Source organism: Ruegeria sp. BHSB196 (genome assembly GCF_059613135.1).
The window spans coordinates 14594-32676 of record NZ_JBXWRY010000041.1 but is presented as its reverse complement, the minus strand read 5'-3'; the positions used below and the strand labels follow the sequence as shown (position 1 = coordinate 32676).

5 protein-coding genes are annotated in these 18083 nt (G+C 55.6%); 3 read left to right on the top strand and 2 right to left on the bottom strand.

Annotation, left to right across the window (positions count from 1 at the left end; genetic code table 11):
• Nucleotides 1–703: 703 nt before the first annotated feature.
• Nucleotides 704–1393, bottom strand: a complete 690-nt coding sequence (locus AC2FNJ_RS16590) for an OmpA family protein (RefSeq protein WP_244614871.1) — start codon at nucleotides 1391–1393, stop codon at nucleotides 704–706.
• A 166-nt stretch (nucleotides 1394–1559) separates the two neighbouring features.
• Between AC2FNJ_RS16590 and AC2FNJ_RS16585 the strand changes: the two genes are divergently transcribed.
• From AC2FNJ_RS16585 to AC2FNJ_RS16575, 3 genes are all read left to right on the top strand, one after another.
• The gene (locus AC2FNJ_RS16585; protein WP_244614870.1) at nucleotides 1560–2966 is read left to right on the top strand and encodes a TolC family outer membrane protein; all 1407 of its coding nucleotides are present in this window, start codon (nucleotides 1560–1562) and stop codon (nucleotides 2964–2966) included.
• A 94-nt stretch (nucleotides 2967–3060) separates the two neighbouring features.
• Nucleotides 3061–5232 carry a type I secretion system permease/ATPase gene (locus AC2FNJ_RS16580; RefSeq protein ID WP_424930719.1) on the top strand — a complete coding sequence of 724 codons (2172 nt, stop codon included), beginning with the start codon at nucleotides 3061–3063 and terminating at the stop codon, nucleotides 5230–5232.
• The gene (locus AC2FNJ_RS16575) at nucleotides 5229–6548 is read left to right on the top strand and encodes an HlyD family type I secretion periplasmic adaptor subunit (RefSeq protein ID WP_106473598.1); all 1320 of its coding nucleotides are present in this window, start codon (nucleotides 5229–5231) and stop codon (nucleotides 6546–6548) included. Before AC2FNJ_RS16580 ends, AC2FNJ_RS16575 begins: the two co-directional genes overlap by 4 nt.
• On the opposite strand, the gene AC2FNJ_RS16570 is transcribed toward AC2FNJ_RS16575, so the two are convergent.
• Nucleotides 6549–17828, bottom strand: a complete 11280-nt coding sequence (locus AC2FNJ_RS16570) for a hypothetical protein (RefSeq protein ID WP_149615551.1) — start codon at nucleotides 17826–17828, stop codon at nucleotides 6549–6551.
• Nucleotides 17829–18083: the final 255 nt, after the last annotated feature.

Sequence of the window (18083 nt, the reverse complement as noted above, 5' to 3'; positions counted from 1 at the left end):
CAACCTGCCGTAACTTCGTGACAATTTCCTCGGGCTTGTGTCGCTTATTTCCCATCGTGAATCCTCCGTTTTCTAAACATAGCGGCGGACCACTTCAGTGGGGGAGGATCACCCTCACTAAGGGGCAAGCAGCCTACATGGAATACCATCGAACCAATATCTTCCGCAGAGGCTAATGCTATACTTTTAAACTCAACAATTTCGGCAACATCCTTCCATCCTAACACTAAGCCCGTTTTTTTGGGTTCCGAACGAATAGCGCCTTTGGGAGCAACCATCATTTTCTGAAAAAACTCCAAGCTACCGAAGCGTTTTCACTCTCGAAATTTCTCCGGCACCGGAAGGCCGCTTAAATCATTGTTTTAAAACACATTTTATTCAACGGCATTTCGACGGAAAAACACCCGCCCCAGAGCGTGTCACGCAGCACCAACTAGCAACTTGTAAGTAACTGATTTTTAATCCGTTTACTCCGGTTTGCAAATCCGTGTACACTGGTTCGATTCCGGTACTCGCCTCCAATTCATCAGCCCCCAAGTGCCAAGACGCAACTACCTCGTTGCTTAGCTATGTTCGGCGCTAGAGCACCGCTCCCTTCTAACATGAACAGCATTTTGCATAGTGCCGTATGAACCGGACTTGTCAGTTCAGTTGCTCGGTCAGTCTGCTGTGATAGCGAAACGCGGACCGAAGACAGCCCGACTTAGTCACCCACAGCCACTTTCATGCGCGCATAATTGCAAAAACAGCGCTTTGCATATTCCAGTTTGCGAACCGTATCAGCTCTGTAACCAACAGCGACATCGCAATCCTCGCGCGCGGCGCCGGCCATTTGATACGCCGAACCATTTCGACCGGAGCCAGAGAGCCGTGAATAGGTCTGCGTTGCCTCTTGCAGGCGCGTTGCAAGATCTTGCTGAAGAGCGCCACCAACAGACTCAGTGGTCAATCCAACATCGCGCCAACTGCGGCAGGCACCCATGATGTCATCCAGAGAAACCGATACCCTGCGGTTGCGTAGCTCTGGTCCGGCGACACTTACCAACAGTTCATTTTTGCCACGGCTGGCCACAGTGCCAATTCGACTGGCTGGAACACCAGCAGCAATCAACGCATTTCGAACGGCTTCGGCCCGACGCAGGCCAAGGGATTGATTATACCCCGCCCCCCCGACTGCATCCGTATGTCCGATCAGAACTGTTTGCTTGTAGCTGCCGCTGGACTTCAACTGGAGCGCAATAGATTGGACCTGCTCCAGCGCTTCGCCACTTAACACACTAGAATCAAAACTAAAATTCACCTCCCCAAGTGCCTGAGACCAGGTCACTCCGGCCGAGAACAGAAAAATTACTGAGCTCACAACAGCAAGAAATCTCATGGTTTCAAAATCCATCTCAAGTAAGATAACGCTCAGAAAAGCCCACTCATCTTCGTCGTTTTGCCGTCAAATGGCAACTACGCACTCAAGGATAGTCTCCCCTCTTTGTTTCAGTGCTAGCTCTTTGTTTCAAAATCCGATAGTTTGGGCAGAAGATACCAATACTATTTTGAGGTGTATCGTGCGAATTTCATTGTTTTTTCACGGCGTTGTCGCCGGCCTTTCAATTTCGACTGCAGCTATGGCACTCAGCGTGTCTGATGCTATTACCTATGTGCTTGAAAGCAATCCGGACATTCAGGCTGCTGAGTTCAACAAACAGGCGGTTGAGTTCGAATTGGAACGCGCCCGCGCCTTTCGCGCCCCCAAGTTCTCGTTGGATGGTTGGACCGGGACCAGCCGTGACATCGGAGAAACGACCAATGGCACCGGTGGTTATATTCAGGGATACGAGCTTTCGGCCTCGATTTCGCAACGTTTGTTTGACGGGTATTGGACACGATCAGAAATCGAACGGCAGGCATATCGGGTCGATGCAGCCGCGTTGCGTGTTCTTGAAAGATCCGAGTTTCTCGCACTCGAGGCTGTGCGCGTTTTTGCCGACGTAAGACGAATGCGTGCGCAGGTGTCTTTGGCGCGTTCAAACATCGCCTATCACCGCACCGCAGTGTCTCGTCTGCAAAAGGCGTTTGACAATGGGGTCGTCGGCCCCAGCGATTTGCTGCAGGCAGAAGAGCGTCTGCTGGTAGCGCAGGATATTTTGCTCCAGTTCGAACTGGATCAAGCGGATACCGAGGCGATGTTCCTGGAGGTCGTAGGTATTGCCCCCCAGTCCCTGTCGCCTGTTCGATCCATAGCAGCCTCGGTACCTGGTTCACTGGATCTGGCGCTGGCAACGGCGCGGCGGCACAATCCAACCATCAAGTTCTCACAAGCTGATGTTGGCGCTGCCGACGCGATGGCGCGGCGTGCCAAACACAACCTGTTTCCCAGCCTGGATCTGGTATTGGAGGGACGGTACGGTGATGATCTCAACGGCATAGATGGTCGCGTCAATGATGTGTCTCTCGGCATACGGCTTACATACGAGCTACAGGGCGGTGCCCAACGGGCCCAGCGCGAGGAACAAGCACGGCGCGTCCACGAAAGCCGGGCACGGCTGTTGTCACAAACCCGGTTGGTTGAACGTGAAATGCGTCACAGCTGGAACTCTATGGTACAGATCCACCGCCGCGTAGGCCTATTGGAAAACCAGGTCTCAGAACTGCAAGAGCTACGTGACACTTACGAAAAAGAGTTCATTGTTGGCGCCCGTTCGCTTTTGGATGTTCTCAACACCCAGAACGCACTGGTGCGGGCACAGGCCGAACTGATCAATGCCCGTTCTCTAAGCGTTTACGTAGAATATCGCGTGCTGGCAGCGTCAGGTACGTTGTTGTCTTCGCTCGGCATTGAGCCCCCGGAAGATGCAAAACCCTATGCCCGTGACCAAGCCGGAGCGCCACCGGTTAGCTCTGCCGAACCCAATCAGCATTTTGACGCCAAGTCCTTTAGCAATTGGCGACGAAATGTATCAAAAAAAAAATAGGCCAAAGCCGGTATAGGAGACCGCTGCAATTTCCCTGACTGACGACACAGCGCCAGAATTTCGAAGCAAACTTGCGGTTTCGCCAAGCCGTCGGGTGGTACAGGCAGAGTCCTCTAAGGTCGCGGATTGGCAAATCGAAGACCGCCCTCTTGATCCTCTAGCTGCCTCGCTGGCAGAAGCCATGCGGCGCATGGGGCGGGATATTGACGAGAGCACCCTGCGTTCTGGGTTACCGCTGCCAACCGGCGGGAAGATGACCCCCGAATTGGCCATACGCGCGGCAGCAGGGCAAGAGTTCAGGGCCATGCTGACCCGTCAGGGCCGCCTGAAGGATTTGCCTGTTTCAGTCCTGCCTGCGGTTCTGTTCTTGTCAGGCCGCGACGCCTGTGTGCTGATTTCCCACTCTTCTACCGGTGACGTCGAGGTCTTGCGACCATCTCAGGGTCCTCTTCCTGTGACGCTGCCTGCAGATCAAATAGAGGCAGATTACTCGGGCCATGCGCTGGTTCTGCAGGGACCTTCCCAGACGGCACATGTTGGCGATGCCAGCGCCAATGTACCCAGACGCTGGTTCTGGGGTACTGTCTTTCGAAACTGGCCAGACTATATGCAGGTCATTCTTGCCTCGGCTGTTGTGAACGCGCTGGCGCTGGTCGTGCCGATGTTCACAATGAACGTGTATGATCGCGTGTTTCCGAATGCCGCCATCACAACGCTATGGTCGCTGGTCGCCGGCGTTGCAATAGCACTGCTACTGGATGCGGGACTAAAGGGGCTACGGGCTGGCATCGTGGATAAGGTGGGCCGACGTGTTGATCTGGTGGTTTCATCGCTTTTGTTTCAGCAGATCGCTGGGCTAAAGCTGGAAAATCTGGATCGTTCATCCGGCGCGCTCATGAATTCGCTCAAAGATTACGAGCAGGTCCGCGATTTCTTTGGCTCACAGACTGTGGCCTCGATGACCGATCTGGTTTTCAGCGTGCTGTTCGTAGCGGTGATTGCCTATATCGGCGGTCCTCTCGCCCTGCCCCCAGCAGTAGCCCTTTTGGTGACGCTCTGTGTGGGGATTGGAGTTTTGATCCCGCTGCGCCGCGCCAGTAACGATGCACGCCAGACCAGCGGTAACAAGAACGCGGTTGTCGTCGAAGCAGTAACAGATCTTGAAACGCTCAAGGCCGTTGCTGGTCAGGGGCGGATGCAGCACCGCTGGGAAACCCAGGTCGCGGCCAGTGCGACGGCCCAGGAACGCAGCCGTTGGCTTGCGACTTTTGCAACCACGGTGACATCGCTGCTGCAGCAGATGTCGTCGATCGGGATTGTCATTATCGGGGTCTACATGGCCCTGAACGGGCAGCTTACCATGGGGGCCGTGATTGCCTCGGTTATCCTGTCCGGGCGGGCCATGGCCCCGATGGCCGCTTTGTCCGGTCTGTTCCTACGAGGCAGCTATGCCCTGTCGACCCTGCGCAACCTTGACCAGCTGATGGCTCTTGGGTCTGATTCCAGCCGGACGAAACACAGGCTAAACGCCCAGATCCATGACGGCGAGATCAACTTAGACCAAGCCGGGCTTAGATACCCCGGCGCCGAGGTTGACGCGATGGAGGTGTCTGACCTTACGGTGCAGCCAAAAGAATGCATTGGCATTGTTGGCCCGGTTGGTGCGGGCAAAACGAGCTTGGTGCGGCTGCTGGCCGGATTGTATGAACCGACCTCGGGCATGGTGCGTCTGGATGGCATCAACATGAAACAGCTCAGCACGGCCCAATTGCGCAGCGCCGTGCAGCTGGTGCCACAAGAGGCGGTGCTGTTTTCCGGCTCACTGGCCGAAAACATTGCGTTTGGATTGTCCGATGCCCGCGATGTCGAAATCTTGCGAGCCGCCAAATTGGCCGGGGTAGACCAAATCGCGATGGCCCATCCCCAGGGCTATGGCATGCAGATCACAGAACGAGGGCGCAATCTGTCAGGCGGTCAGCGCCAGATGGTCGCCCTGGCGCGTGCCCTGCTGCAAAACCCCAAAGTACTGATACTGGATGAGCCCACCTCATCTATGGATCAGGCCAACGAAGCCAGGTTTGTAAAGCGCTTGTCCTATCTGCTTGCCCATCGGCCGATGACTTTGATTATTTCGACACACCGGAGAAGCCTGCTCAGCCTGACTACAAGATTGCTAGTGCTGGATCAGGGGAAAATCCTGCATGACGGCCCCAGAGATCAAGTTCTTACTGCATTGAAAACTCCCACAGAGGAGAAAGCCACTTGAGCCGACAGGATTGGGAGCTGCGGGATTTTGCCCAAGGCGCAGAGGCAGCCCGTCTTGGCAGCGCGCATCGCGCACTGACCTTTGCGCTGGTTCTGGTGATTACTTTGGCTGGTCTTGGCCTTGCATGGGCTGCCTGGGCAACATTGGAAGAGGTTGCACGCGCACAGGGCCGCGTTGTCCCTTCGGGACGCGCACGCACCGTCGAAAGCTTGGAAGGTGGTGTGGTGCGAGAAATCCATGTGGCCGAGGGTGACGAGGTGGTGCGTGGGGATGTTTTGGTCCGGATCGACGACACCTCGGCCTCGACCAATTTGGGCGAGCTGGTTGCACAGCACGAAGCCTTGTTGGTCCGCACATTGCGGCTTGAAACCGAAGCAGCAGGGATTGAAACACTCGACTTTTCTAGCTCAGCGGTTGCAGAAGACGCACCAATTGCGCTGCGGGAAAAAGCATTGTTCGATAACCGCCTGGCATCGTATATCGGGCAGCGGGCCGTGTTAGAGGCCCAGATAGACCAGGCGCGGCAAGAAGTCTCGAAGCTAGGGGCCGCAATGCTGCGGATCGACGAGAGCCTTGCCCTGTTAAGCGAGGAAATCGACCTCAAGACTGCATCAGGGGTGATCCCGCGCACCCAAATACTGCCGCTAGAGCGCGAACGTTCGGCCAAGCGGCAAGAACGTGACAATCAGGAAAGCCTGCAGGGGCAGGCACGTGCGGCGCTGCGCGAGTCTGAGGCGCGCTTGCGCGAGCTGGAACTCAAACGGCAGGCCGAAATCAGCGCCGAACGAGCCGAGACCCAGAGTAAGCTGGAAGTGATTGAGGAGACGATGAAACGGGCCACAAGTGCTGTGAACCGTGCCAGTCTGCGTGCGCCGGTAAACGGGCTGGTGACACAATTGAACGTCAATACAATTGATGAGGTGGTCAAACCCGGCGAAGAGGTTCTGCGCATTGTCCCGCTTGAAGACAGCTTGCAGGTAGAGGCTCGTGTCCGACCCGAAGACATTGCGTTCATTCGCCCAGGCCTGTCAGCCAAGGTCAAACTGACGTCGTTTGATTTTACAATCTACGGTGCGCTGGAGGGAGAAGTCACCCGTATCGGTGCCGATGCCAAGACCGATGAAGCAACAGGGGAAATCTATTTCCCGATTGTTGTGGAAACCGCAAGCACAGAGCTGCGCCGAGGTGACGAACGTCACGAAATACGCCCCGGCATGGTGGCCACCGTCGATATCCTGACGGGCGAGCGCACCGTTCTTGACTACATTCTTAAGCCACTGCGTAAAGCGCGTGCCGAGGCTCTTCGCGAACGCTGATCAGATGATCGCCGTGGCCTCTCCTGACGCCGCTTCAAAAATCACCTCGACCTGGGATGGAATGCCACCGCCGTCGGACACGCTCGCATATTGCGTACCACTAACCGACAGGTTTCCGAAGCCGTCAAAACTGATATCGGCTTGGGTTATGATACCCAGAGCTGTCAGGTCGATTTGATCGACGCCAAGCCCACCGGTTTCCTGATAGTCGGTGATCTGATCAATGCCTCCGGTTCCCAGAACAAAGATGTCATTTCCCCAGCCTCCGGTCAGGATGTCATTCCCCAAACCGCCATCCAGCACATCGGCGCCCAATCCGCCTTGTAGGGTGTCCTGCCCTTGTCCACCAACAGCCCAGTCCGCGCCGCTGCCAAGGTCGACAGAATATCCTGCACTTGAGGTTGACAGGTCAACAAAATCATTCCCTCCCAGCAGCGAAAAGCCCTCTATCTCGCTGTAGTCGCTGCCTGAAGCGTCATACACCACCGCATCGTTGCCTGCAGTTCCCTTGGCGATGTCCGATCCGCCAGGGGCGCCAGTCACGTCATCCATCAAATCATGGGTGCCGCCAGACGGCCCGATCACTGTGGACCCTGTTGCTTCCATTTGCAGCGTATCAATATCCAGATTTGCCGTGGTGGCCGTAGACAAGCCTCCACTGTCGACCACTTCATAGGACAGAACAGGTGTGCCGACATAGCCATCCGGCACGGTAATCTGCACCGAGTTTGCAGTCACGATGAGCGATACGTCTGGATCCGCTGTTGAAATGTTTTGAATTCCCAAAGGCAGGTCGGTGTCACTGGAGTTGGCCAAGAGTTCTGTAAACGTGACCGTAGACACCGGATCTGCGGTTGAGAATGTGACCGGCCCGGTCACATCTGGCGAACCATCTTCGACAACCGTTACCGAGAAAGCGACCGGCGTTTCTGCGCCGTGATTTGTCTCAGCTGTCACAGTTCCGGTGATATCCCCTGCAAAGCTGCCGGGGACGGTCAAGGTCAGGGCCGCAACAGTCGCCGCAAAACCTGCAGGGTCCATTGCCCCACGGGTTAGCGTCAGGGTTTGACGATCCGTCGACAACACCCCGGAACTGGCGCTGCTCCCTTCGGGTAGTGCGGCATCAAAACTGACCACAACCTGTTCTAGCCATTCATAGTCTTCGGCTGCCGAATGGGTCAGATCCGCATTGATCCCCATATCAATAACCACCGGGTTGCCGTCTTGCGTCCCACCTACCGGTGTTACGCTAACCGCCAGGTCAAGTTCACCATCGATATCAATCGTGAAACTGCCCCCATCGCTGCCGCCTTCGTTTGTAACTGCCGTTACAAAACCAGCAATCGAGGTCCCATTGGTGGCCGCATGAGCTGGGAATGTAATTTGTAAGGCAGCAAACTCGGCCTCGGTGCCGCTAAAGCTGAGTGTGCCGCCACTGGCAAAGACAAAACTGCCCCCATAGAACCCAAAGGTGCCAGCTGGGACACCGGTCAGCGTGTAGGTCACGGTGGCAATTTCGGAGCCGTCGACATCTGTAACGTCCACGGTCACATCATCAGATGGATGATACACCAACAAGGAATCTGCTTCAGTCAAAACCACCGAAGCATCGTTGATTGCAAAATCAAGATCCGGTGACACCGCGATGTCAAAATCCACCAATACGGCATCGGAATCTTCCGTATCGGTAAACAGGGGGGAGCTATCCGTAGTCGTGGCGACAACCGAAAATGAAACATCCCCTGCAAAATCCAGTGGAGGGACAAAAGTCACTGTGCCATCCGGCACAAACGGATTGGTTCCGCTACCACCTGCGTCAGCAACAGCTGGAATCTCAACAACGCCACCTGTCACTGTCAGAGGCACGCCATCCAGCAGGATCTGCCCACCAAGCGGCACCCCCGTAAGCTGAAGTGAAATCACTTCGTGAAAGTCCGGAGTATCCGCTGAAATTGTCAGCGTATATGGCGTTGGCTGATCCTCGACCCCATCTGTTGGAGAAACCGAAGCCGTCACCGTCGGCTCGTCCGCATCCGGGCGAACCTGGATCAGGATGTCCTGTTGACCAGAGGCTTCGTCCGAGTTTGCAATTTCGAGCGTATTCAAGGTAATGGTGATCGGAATTTGAGCAGGAATATCGGCATCGAGCGGGTCTGGCGTGCGCGCGTGCTCATCTTTTAGTTTAAACTCAACCTTGTCCAGGTCTTCGGCACGGATCGAATAGGTGCCGTCACCATTGTTGATCAAAGAGGCACCGCCGGTGGCACGTATTTCCAGATAATCTGGGATAGTTCCTATTGTGGCAGATACGGCTTCGGAGCCGTCCTGATCTGGTGGCATCGCCTGTAGCGCATCCCATAGGGTGAACCACTGATCCTCGATGATAGTTATCACCGGCAGGTTCGGATCAGACACATCAATAAACGGATTGCCGGTTTCGGGATCTACATTCGAAGTATCCGGAATGAATACAGGCTCATCAGCCACCGGGATCACATCTACAGTACGTGTTTCCGTCCGCGACAACGTACTGCCATCAATATCTTCAGCGGTTGCCGTTACCGTGATGCTCATCGGGCCCGAGTAATGCTCGGCTGCCATGATGCTGAGATCCGCCAGTTGTGCAGGTGTCACGGTAAAAGAAGCGTCTCCGGTTACTGGATCCAAGGCGTCTGGGGGCAATTCCACGCCACTTACAAACAGACGCCCTCCTTCTCCCAGGGTAATGCTGACATTGCCAACCAGACGTTCACCGCCATCCGGTCCAGTGACCGAAATATTAGGAAGATATTCGGTATCTTCGTCAAAGGATCTGCTGCCGCCAAACACCATGTCCGGACCATCAACGACAGGGTTGATAACAAAGCTAAAATTGCCATTGGCAGTCGACGTCGTTCCGCAGGTGATATTGTTCAGAACCAGCCGGTAATCCAACCCAGACAGATTGTCATAGGGATCATCCGGCCCAAAAGTTTCATTGGGATCGAACGGGTTTACCGGGCTCGATTCATGCTCGGGCGGCGTATACAAAAGCGCGCCTTCAGATTGCAGGGAACCGGGCGCTGGGTTGCCAATCAACTTGGCCAGGTCAATGGCATATCCCCCCGAAATCGGGTCATAAACCACTGCCCCTGGCACGTCGCTTGTCAGGCTCGCGCCCGGCGGCAAATCTATCAGAATGCCAAGATCCCCCGTGATCCCCAGGGGCAGATTGATCAGGTCAGAAATGTCATCGAACTGTGGGTTACCACCAGGATCAAGTGCCAGATGCAGCTCAATCTGGGTATCCTCATCTCCTGAGCCAACCAATGACAGGCTTGGTGGCAACAGCTCTTCTGGTGGGCAAGGGTCGATGCCCCCACCAGTCTCGGGCAGAACCACGACAGTAAAGTCGTCCTCAGCTGTCGCGAACCCGGGGTTGCTTCTGATTGCGTTCAGGAACTGATCAAGGTCAAGCTCTCCGGTTCCAGGGTCGGTTGCCGCAGCCCGAGCCGCAGCCAATGCAGCGGGATCCGCGTCATTTTCCATGACAATTGCGGTCAATGTCAGATCGTAATAGGTGACTTCATCCACGTTTTCAGGAATGAAGGCCAGCGTATCCAGCTGCCCTTCCATCACCAGATAGGTTTCACCGCTGCTGTCGACCGGAGTACCGCCTTCGAACCCTACTCCACTGGGAATGCCTGAGATCAAATAATATAGGGTTTCCGAGCCATCAAAGGGCGTACCACCGCCGACAAAGATCTCGGACATCTCGCCCGTAATCGGATCGGCGGCCTGAAAAACATCCGCGCCTGGTACACCATTCTCTTGATCCAGAACCGTCTGTGCCACGCCGTTTTGCAGGACATAATTGGTCAGCCGCTGATCCAGAAGAAACGGTTTAGTATCCTCCCCGGCATAACCATATAGGCGGTGATAATTCTCTGTCCCGGAGTTCCCTGCTGGCCCTGCCCCATCTGTGTCTTCGCTACCTGGTCGAAATTCGACATGCACATCACCCGGTGCAATGACAGGATCGCCACTGGTCTGGTCCGGATCGGCCTCTTGCACAGCAATCTGCGGCGTGTCGGCAACGCCTGTCAGTTCCATGGTCACCCTGCCAGTGCTGGACAAGGTTTGGGTGGGGTCCAAAGTTTCCTGGTAGGTTAAAGTGACTTGGAACAGATACCCTGGTCCCGTACCCTCAGGGACAAAGTCCTGGTTGCTATCCTGAGGCGGCAGAACATAAAGATTTGCAGCCTGACTGGGAGAGATCAACAGCGGCAATCCCGGCGCTGCGGTCAATTCATTGGTGTAACTGCCCGGATTGGCCGGGTCTGGTACGGGCACCCCATCAAAGAACCTTGGCAACCGGCCAAAATCATCTGCCTGAATATCGTGTATGGTAAAGAAATCGAGGATAATTTCCGGCGATCCCGGAGAGTTCCCCGAGTTGTCGATGATATTGCCATCCAACACCACATGGACCGCAGTGTCCTCCATGGTTTCGACATGTTCCGATGGGTTGCCACCGTCCACCACTGGCTCCACTCGAAGCGTCACATTCAATGTTGTTGTCGCGGTGCCGCCATCAGCCTCTTGGGTCACGGCCTCTAGCGTAATGGGGTAGTCACCAGCAAAATGCCGGGGGATCCCCCGCAATTCTACGCCGTCCCATTGCCCGGCGTCCAAACTCCAGTCGGCTGCTCCCGCTCCACTTACATCTGTGATAACAGCAGGGATTTTTTCGCCACCGGGATTGGCCGGATCCGGAACAAATACGGTAATGCCCGATGGCAATCCGCGAATGACAACCGAAATGATTTCCTCGGACCCGTCGCTGTCCTGGATGACAGGTGTAAACGGTATCTGCCAGACGCCACCGGCATCATCAATGACCTGCTCATTTCCGGGCGGTATGCTGATAATCACCACGGTGTTATTGACCGGCCCAACATCCACATCAAATGTGATATCCGACTGGTCCACATCCGTTTGCAATGTGTTTGTATCCCGAGCGCTGACTTCGATGTTGAGCTCATCGCCAAAAAACGCGCCTTCTGCCGTAAACGCATCGCTATCCGAGCGATCAAAATCATAGTCTTCATAAAGCGAAGGCTGCAATCCCAGAGCAAAGTCAAAGCCTGTGACATCAGGAAGGAATGTCACGGTCAGATCACCGGTCGCAGGATCGTACACTGCGCTGTCAATCTGATCCCACTGGGCATTTGAAATCGGTGCAGTGCCGGTTGCATCAAACAGACCGGCGCGCAGCAAGGTTACCCCGTCCAGCGCATGATCGATCCATGCGGATGGAATATTTGAAATCACCATCGTTCCGATTTCCTCGGAACCATCTGAATCCGTCGTGGCTCCAGACAGACCAACAAAGAACGTTACCTGCCCTTCCCCTGATCCATCAGCGGTACTTTCAAGGAATTCGATAATATCGCTAACGGTCACAGACTGACCCGTATCAGCCGTGCCAGAGACTTCGGCGGGGAACCCATCGCTGACAAAGTCACCATTCACCGCAAAAACACGCATCGCAATGTCGATATCCACAACCGGTTCAATCTCGTGGTGCAGCTCCAGAGTTGAGGTCTTTACATTGTCAGACCCATCATATTCGTGATCTCCGGCATAGCCACTGGCCGGATCTTCCGGGTTGTTGGCTGGCGTTGTGGTCTCCTGATGCTCGACACTAAGCACAACATCAATTCCACCGCTGAACTTGGCCGGGAATTCCAGTTCCAAATCCCTAACCGCCGCAGAGAAATGCGCGAATGAGACACCCGCTGCCGGTTCTAGAGTGTAGATCACCGTCTCAGCTGTCGACGCTGGATCAATGCCGATCTGGATATAGCCGGAATGCCCCGCGCTGGCAGTGGCAAGCCCCATATCGCTGCGCGCATCAAACCCATCGCTGGCTGTGGCTATTGTCACCGCCAGTTGCACGCTATTGATTGTCTCCGAGCCGTCATTGTCTTTAAGCGCAAACCTGTCGACACCAAGGCCTATGGTGACTGGACCATTCTGGTTCTCTTGGGTTATGGTCTCTTCGCCATGTAGCCGCAATCCATCCACGACCGCATCGACATCCACATCGATATACTGGCTAACACTGTCGTTGTTATCCGAAAGCCCGGCGGCTGTATCAACTCCATTCAAGACAAACTGCAGGTCTTCGCTGTGCAGGATCGTTTCCAGATCCCGGTCGTCATGTTGAAGAAGGGTAAAGCGAAGCCCGGCATCGAAATCCACAGTGCCGGGATTGAATGTGATTGTAACCAGCGTACCCGCCACTGTTGCACTGGCAATTGCAGAGGTATCCCCCTCAAATTGGCTCATATCTATATTGCCCGAGCCATCATCAGTCAGCCAGCCCACAGGAACGTTGTGGATCTCCAGTGTCTGAAGAGATTCAGACCCATCCTGATCAGGAGTAGACCCTCTGATGTTCACCAGGAAACTATGATCCTCCTTGACCACATAGTCGCCAGTGGCAGTGCTACCGACACCACTCTCAGAGGTATCAATCGAAACCTCCAGTTCCGTCTCGGCATCAGGCAGGATATCCACTTCAAACGACTGGCTGACCCCTGCTGGGCCAGATTCATTCGAGACAATTGTCAGGTCGCCATTGATGATCCCGGAAAAATGTTCCGGGAGTTGACTGAACTTGATCGACCGCAGCTCAGTCATATCAGCAAGTGTCATCGAGAAGGTTGACGTATTTTCAACAGTATAGCTGGCCCGGTCAGTTTCAATGATGATCGGGCCATTGCTGGCTGTATTGGTGGGCAGATCCGTGAATGTGACCGTGATACCGGTGACCACCTCTGAAAAGTCCATGTCAGACAGGGCCGCATCCAGGTTCAGCTGATGCGGCGGTTGATCTTCGTTTCCGACATAATCCGGCGCAAAAACATTCACATCCGCCTCGGCCGATACCGTGACCGTGAACCCCGCAGTTTCGATTCCATCGTCTGGCCCGGTATCTGTCTCTCCGGCCAAGATGGCCTCGTCAGTGACAAAGGTCGCTGTACCCGTAATTGCGCTGCCCGGGCTTTCGGTTGAAAAATCGTACGGCAGGCGAATGACCACGTTGTTATATTCGGCCTCACTCAGGGATACAGAAAACAGAGGTCCGGCAGGCACCGTGGAAAAGGTTCCACCACCATCTGTCGAAATCTGGGTACCATCTGGCAGACCCGTTATCGCCACATCCACCTGCACAATGCTTTCGGAACCGTCGGCGTCTGTCGCCGCAGCCTGAATGGCATCCGACAGGGAAAAATCCAGTGGAGCAAAGGTAGTTGTGTCATCATCAGGATCACCAGGACGGTCGTTCTCGGTCAATGTGATGACACCACTGCCAGTCACCGTCAGATCCCCTTCGGAAGTGACAGAGATCGTCAGGGTATCTTGGGCAAACCCACCTTCATCGGTCACTGCCACCACATTGGCAGTGACGGTTTCGGCAGGGTTTTCCGTGGAATAATCCCGTGGCAGGCGCACAACCAGACTGTCGTATTCCGTTGCAGTGACCAATATGGCGCCACTGGCAGGAACCGCAGCAAAGTTGATGCCATCTGCCGCAAACATTGCCCCACTTGGGAGGTTCGAAAAGTTCACCAAGACATGCGTGACACTTTCAGAGCCATCCGCGTCAGTTGCCACCGGGTTCAGGCCGTCAACCGGTTTGAAATCAACCACGTCATCGGTCTCGGACAGGGACAGGGCTCCGCTACCGTCGATCCGAATATCTCCCTCGTGGCGGACCGTCAGCAAAACATCTGCGTCTGTCGTCAAGGGTATCCCCGGCGCACCGATCTCTTCGGTGATCACGGTCATATCAGCAATCAGATCGGTTGCAGGATTGGTCGAGGAGTAGTCGGTCGGAAAGTTGATCTGCACCTCGTTAGGCAAGGCCCCATCGGCTGGCGAATTGTAGATGAATGTGACTGTGCCACCAGGCTGGGTCGTAAAACTCCCCACCGGGTCACCTGTGTTGACATTGGTTGCGGTGGTTCCGGCAGGCAACCCCGGCAGAGTGAAATCCAGCCCCATAAAGATCTCGTTCGGATCGGTGATAGCGACATCAACAAAATCCGACACCAGAACCGACACAACAGCGTCTGTTTCCTGGGCGATGACTTCACCATCAACAACGACATCCGGCGTTGGCGTTATGGCAACTGCCAACAGGTCAGCCACTGCTCCTTCGGGGGTTCGCACCGCAATCAGGACCGGTATGATCCCGGCATAGTCTCCGGGCAGGCTCAATTCGAGCGGGGTCGTTGCCTCGGCTACGGAACCTGTCCAGACTGTACCCGTAAGCGTTCCGGCATTGACCGTTGCACCTGCGGGCAAGTTGACAAACAGCATGTGAACCTGCGCCGCAAACCGAGGGTCACTGGTATCAGCGGTTTCGGAACCGTCTGCGTCATCAATCGTAATCGCAACAGGAATGGTGACTGTCACTCCCCCCGAACTTGCAGGGATGCCGTCATCCTCTTGTCCAACCACCACGGGGATCGGATAAGGGCCCGGATCGCTGGGATCGCCAACGACCAGCGTGATGTCATGTTCATGCTCGATATCGATGGTGCGGGTGGCGGTGGCTTCGCCGTCAATGGCGGTGTCGTCGCCGTTGGCCTGGTCCTCGTCGGTGCGCACTGTCAGGGTCAGGGTAATCGGCAAGGCCGTGGCATCCCCTGCATCCGGGCCATTCCCGTCGTCATCCAGATCAGAGCGGTTGGTGGTCGAGAAATCCGCAGGCAGGTTCAGCATAATCCCGGCATAGGCCGACGCCAGATCCCCCACATCCGTTGCGGACATCGTCAGCGTCAGAGTCGACGCCCCATCCGCCGCTGTCGCCAGATCCGCCACCGCACCTGCGGGAAGACCGGCAATATCCGCCAGTGTAAAACTGCCGTCACCGGGCAATCCCTCGATCACCAGGGTCAGGCTGCCCAAGGCCTCGGATCCATCCAGATCGGTGGCCTCGGGCAGCAACAGCGACGCTGGGACCAACGCGACAACCGCATCGGTCTCATCCGCAACCCTGTCCGGCAGGCTGTCATCAATCGACACATCCCCTTCGGGGATAATGCGCAGCGTCACGTTAGAGGTCGCAACTCCGGACTCGGTACTGGTGGCCGACAGGGTGCCATTGATCACCAGCCCATCCGCACTGGGACTTTCGGTGGAATAGCCCTGTGGAAAGACAAGCACCAGAGACTGATATTCTGCCAAGGTCCCCGTAAATTCCATCGTGCCCGCTGCCGCGTCATAGGTGATTGTCGAGGACGGAGGCCCATTAAAGGTCATCCCCGGTGGCAGGTCCGTCAGAGACAGCTGCACGGTGTCCACCTCTTCGCTGCCGTCAGGGTCACTCAGCACTACTTGCCAACTGTCCGACGGCACAACCGGCACCGCGGCATCGGTTTCGGCAGTCACCAGTTCGACAATATCCAGGCTAAGATCCTCTGATCCAGAGATCTCGACCACCTGATCAACGGTCTGCGACCCTTCAGGCGTGGTCAGCGTAATCGAGAGCGAGACTTCACCGGCGTAATTTTCTGGCAGGCCAAGCGTCAGCATATTAGCCTGGGCCACCGAGCCAGTCCAGCTGGCCCCATTGAGAAGCCCGGTATTTACCGTGGCTCCACCTGGCAACCCGGTAAAACTGATGCTGACTTCGGCTGCAAATCTTGGATCTCCTATGGCTTCGGTCTCGGACCCATCGGCATCATCTACCGACGCCGTGATCCCCAGATCCACGGTCACACCCGATCCGCTGTCGCTGTCTTCGACACCGGTGACCTGCGCAGGAGCTGACAGGCTGATGTCTGCCTCATGCTCGATATCGATGGTGCGGGTGGCGGTGGCTTCGCCGTCAATGGCGGTGTCGTCGCCGTTGGCCTGGTCCTCGTCGGTGCGCACTGTCAGGGTCAGGGTAATCGGCAAGGCCGTGGCATCCCCTGCATCCGGGCCATTCCCGTCGTCATCCAGATCAGAGCGGTTGGTGGTCGAGAAATCCGCAGGCAGGTTCAGCATAATCCCGGCATAGGCCGACGCCAGATCCCCCACATCCGTTGCGGACATCGTTAGCGTCAGAGTCGACGACCCATCCGCCGCTGTCGCCAGATCCGCCACCGCACCTGCGGGAAGACCGGCAATATCCGCCAGTGTAAAACTGCCGTCACCGGGCAATCCCTCGATCACCAGGGTCAGGCTGCACAAGGCCTCGGATCCATCCAGATCGGCGGCCTCGGGCAGCAACAGCGACGCCGGGACCAACGCGACAACCGCATCGGTCTCATCCGCAACCCTGTCCGGCAGGCTGTCATCAATCGACACATCCCCTTCGGGTGTAATGCGCAGGGAAATAGGTGAGACTGCTTCGTCCCCAAAATTTGTCTTGGCTTTGATCTCACCTGTTAGATCCCCGGCTGGGAAATCAATGCGACTGTCCGATGAGAAATCTTCGGGGAATGTCAGGGTAAGCGCATTATAGTTCGCAAGCGACCCAGTAAATTCAAGCGTAAATGTGCCATTTCCGGCGTCAATCAAGTTACCTGCTGAAGCTGTCGTCCCACTTGGCAATCCCAGCAATGATACCGTAACTTCGCTTATGTACTCACCGATGCTGTCACCAGCCAGCTCCACACCAATTCTGTCCGACAATGCAAAGGAAAGAGGGGCATCCGTTTCTGCGTAAACGGCATCGGGATCAATCACGATCACCGGCACCGCCGTCGACTCATACGCTTCACCACCTCTGTGCCGATCTGGCCTTTGCCTGTCCGGGTAGTCAGTGGGCGGTAGCAGGGGATGAATTTCTAATCCCTCCAGGGGATCACCGGCAGAAACCGGAAGGGAGCTGCCCGAACCTTGCTCAGAGATGTCGCCATCTCTTGACCTATCAAAGGTATCCTGTCCCCTGCCATCCCCAGCATTTGTCCAGCTGCTGTCCTCAACCGCCGCGTTCTGCAGCACCGAAGACGAAATGGTCAGCCCATCCAATAGGAGCTCATAGCTCCCTTCGCCCCCGCCCACGAGCACCAGGACCTCGCCATTTTGCTGCACCAGAAGCAGATCTGCCCCTAGCAATAGAACCCTTGAAATGTCGCTACCGGGCGGAAGCGATGCGCCAACAGTAAACGGGTTGATCAGAAGCAGACCTTCTACCTCCAATCCATCCTTGGATAGCTTAATCAGCTCCTTCAGTTGTTCTTGAGTTGTGCCCAGACTGACACGGATTACTGCAGAGGAAAAATGATTGTTCACGGCGACCAACCCAAGTTTTAGAAAATATAAAGACCCTAACAAATTTCTTTAACGTGGAAAATACAATAGCGATAGATGCAGCGGATTGCAGCCCGCTTGAGGCGAATTCAGTCGGCCCCTCACCGGTTGTAGTTTCACCATTCACTGGGCGATCTATGGGGTAGAAAGCGTGACCTCAGAGTATTTGACCCAGCCCCGAGAAATCAGGCCTGTCTGTCGTCAGACAATCTACACTGCCAAGGACAAATGGCTGGG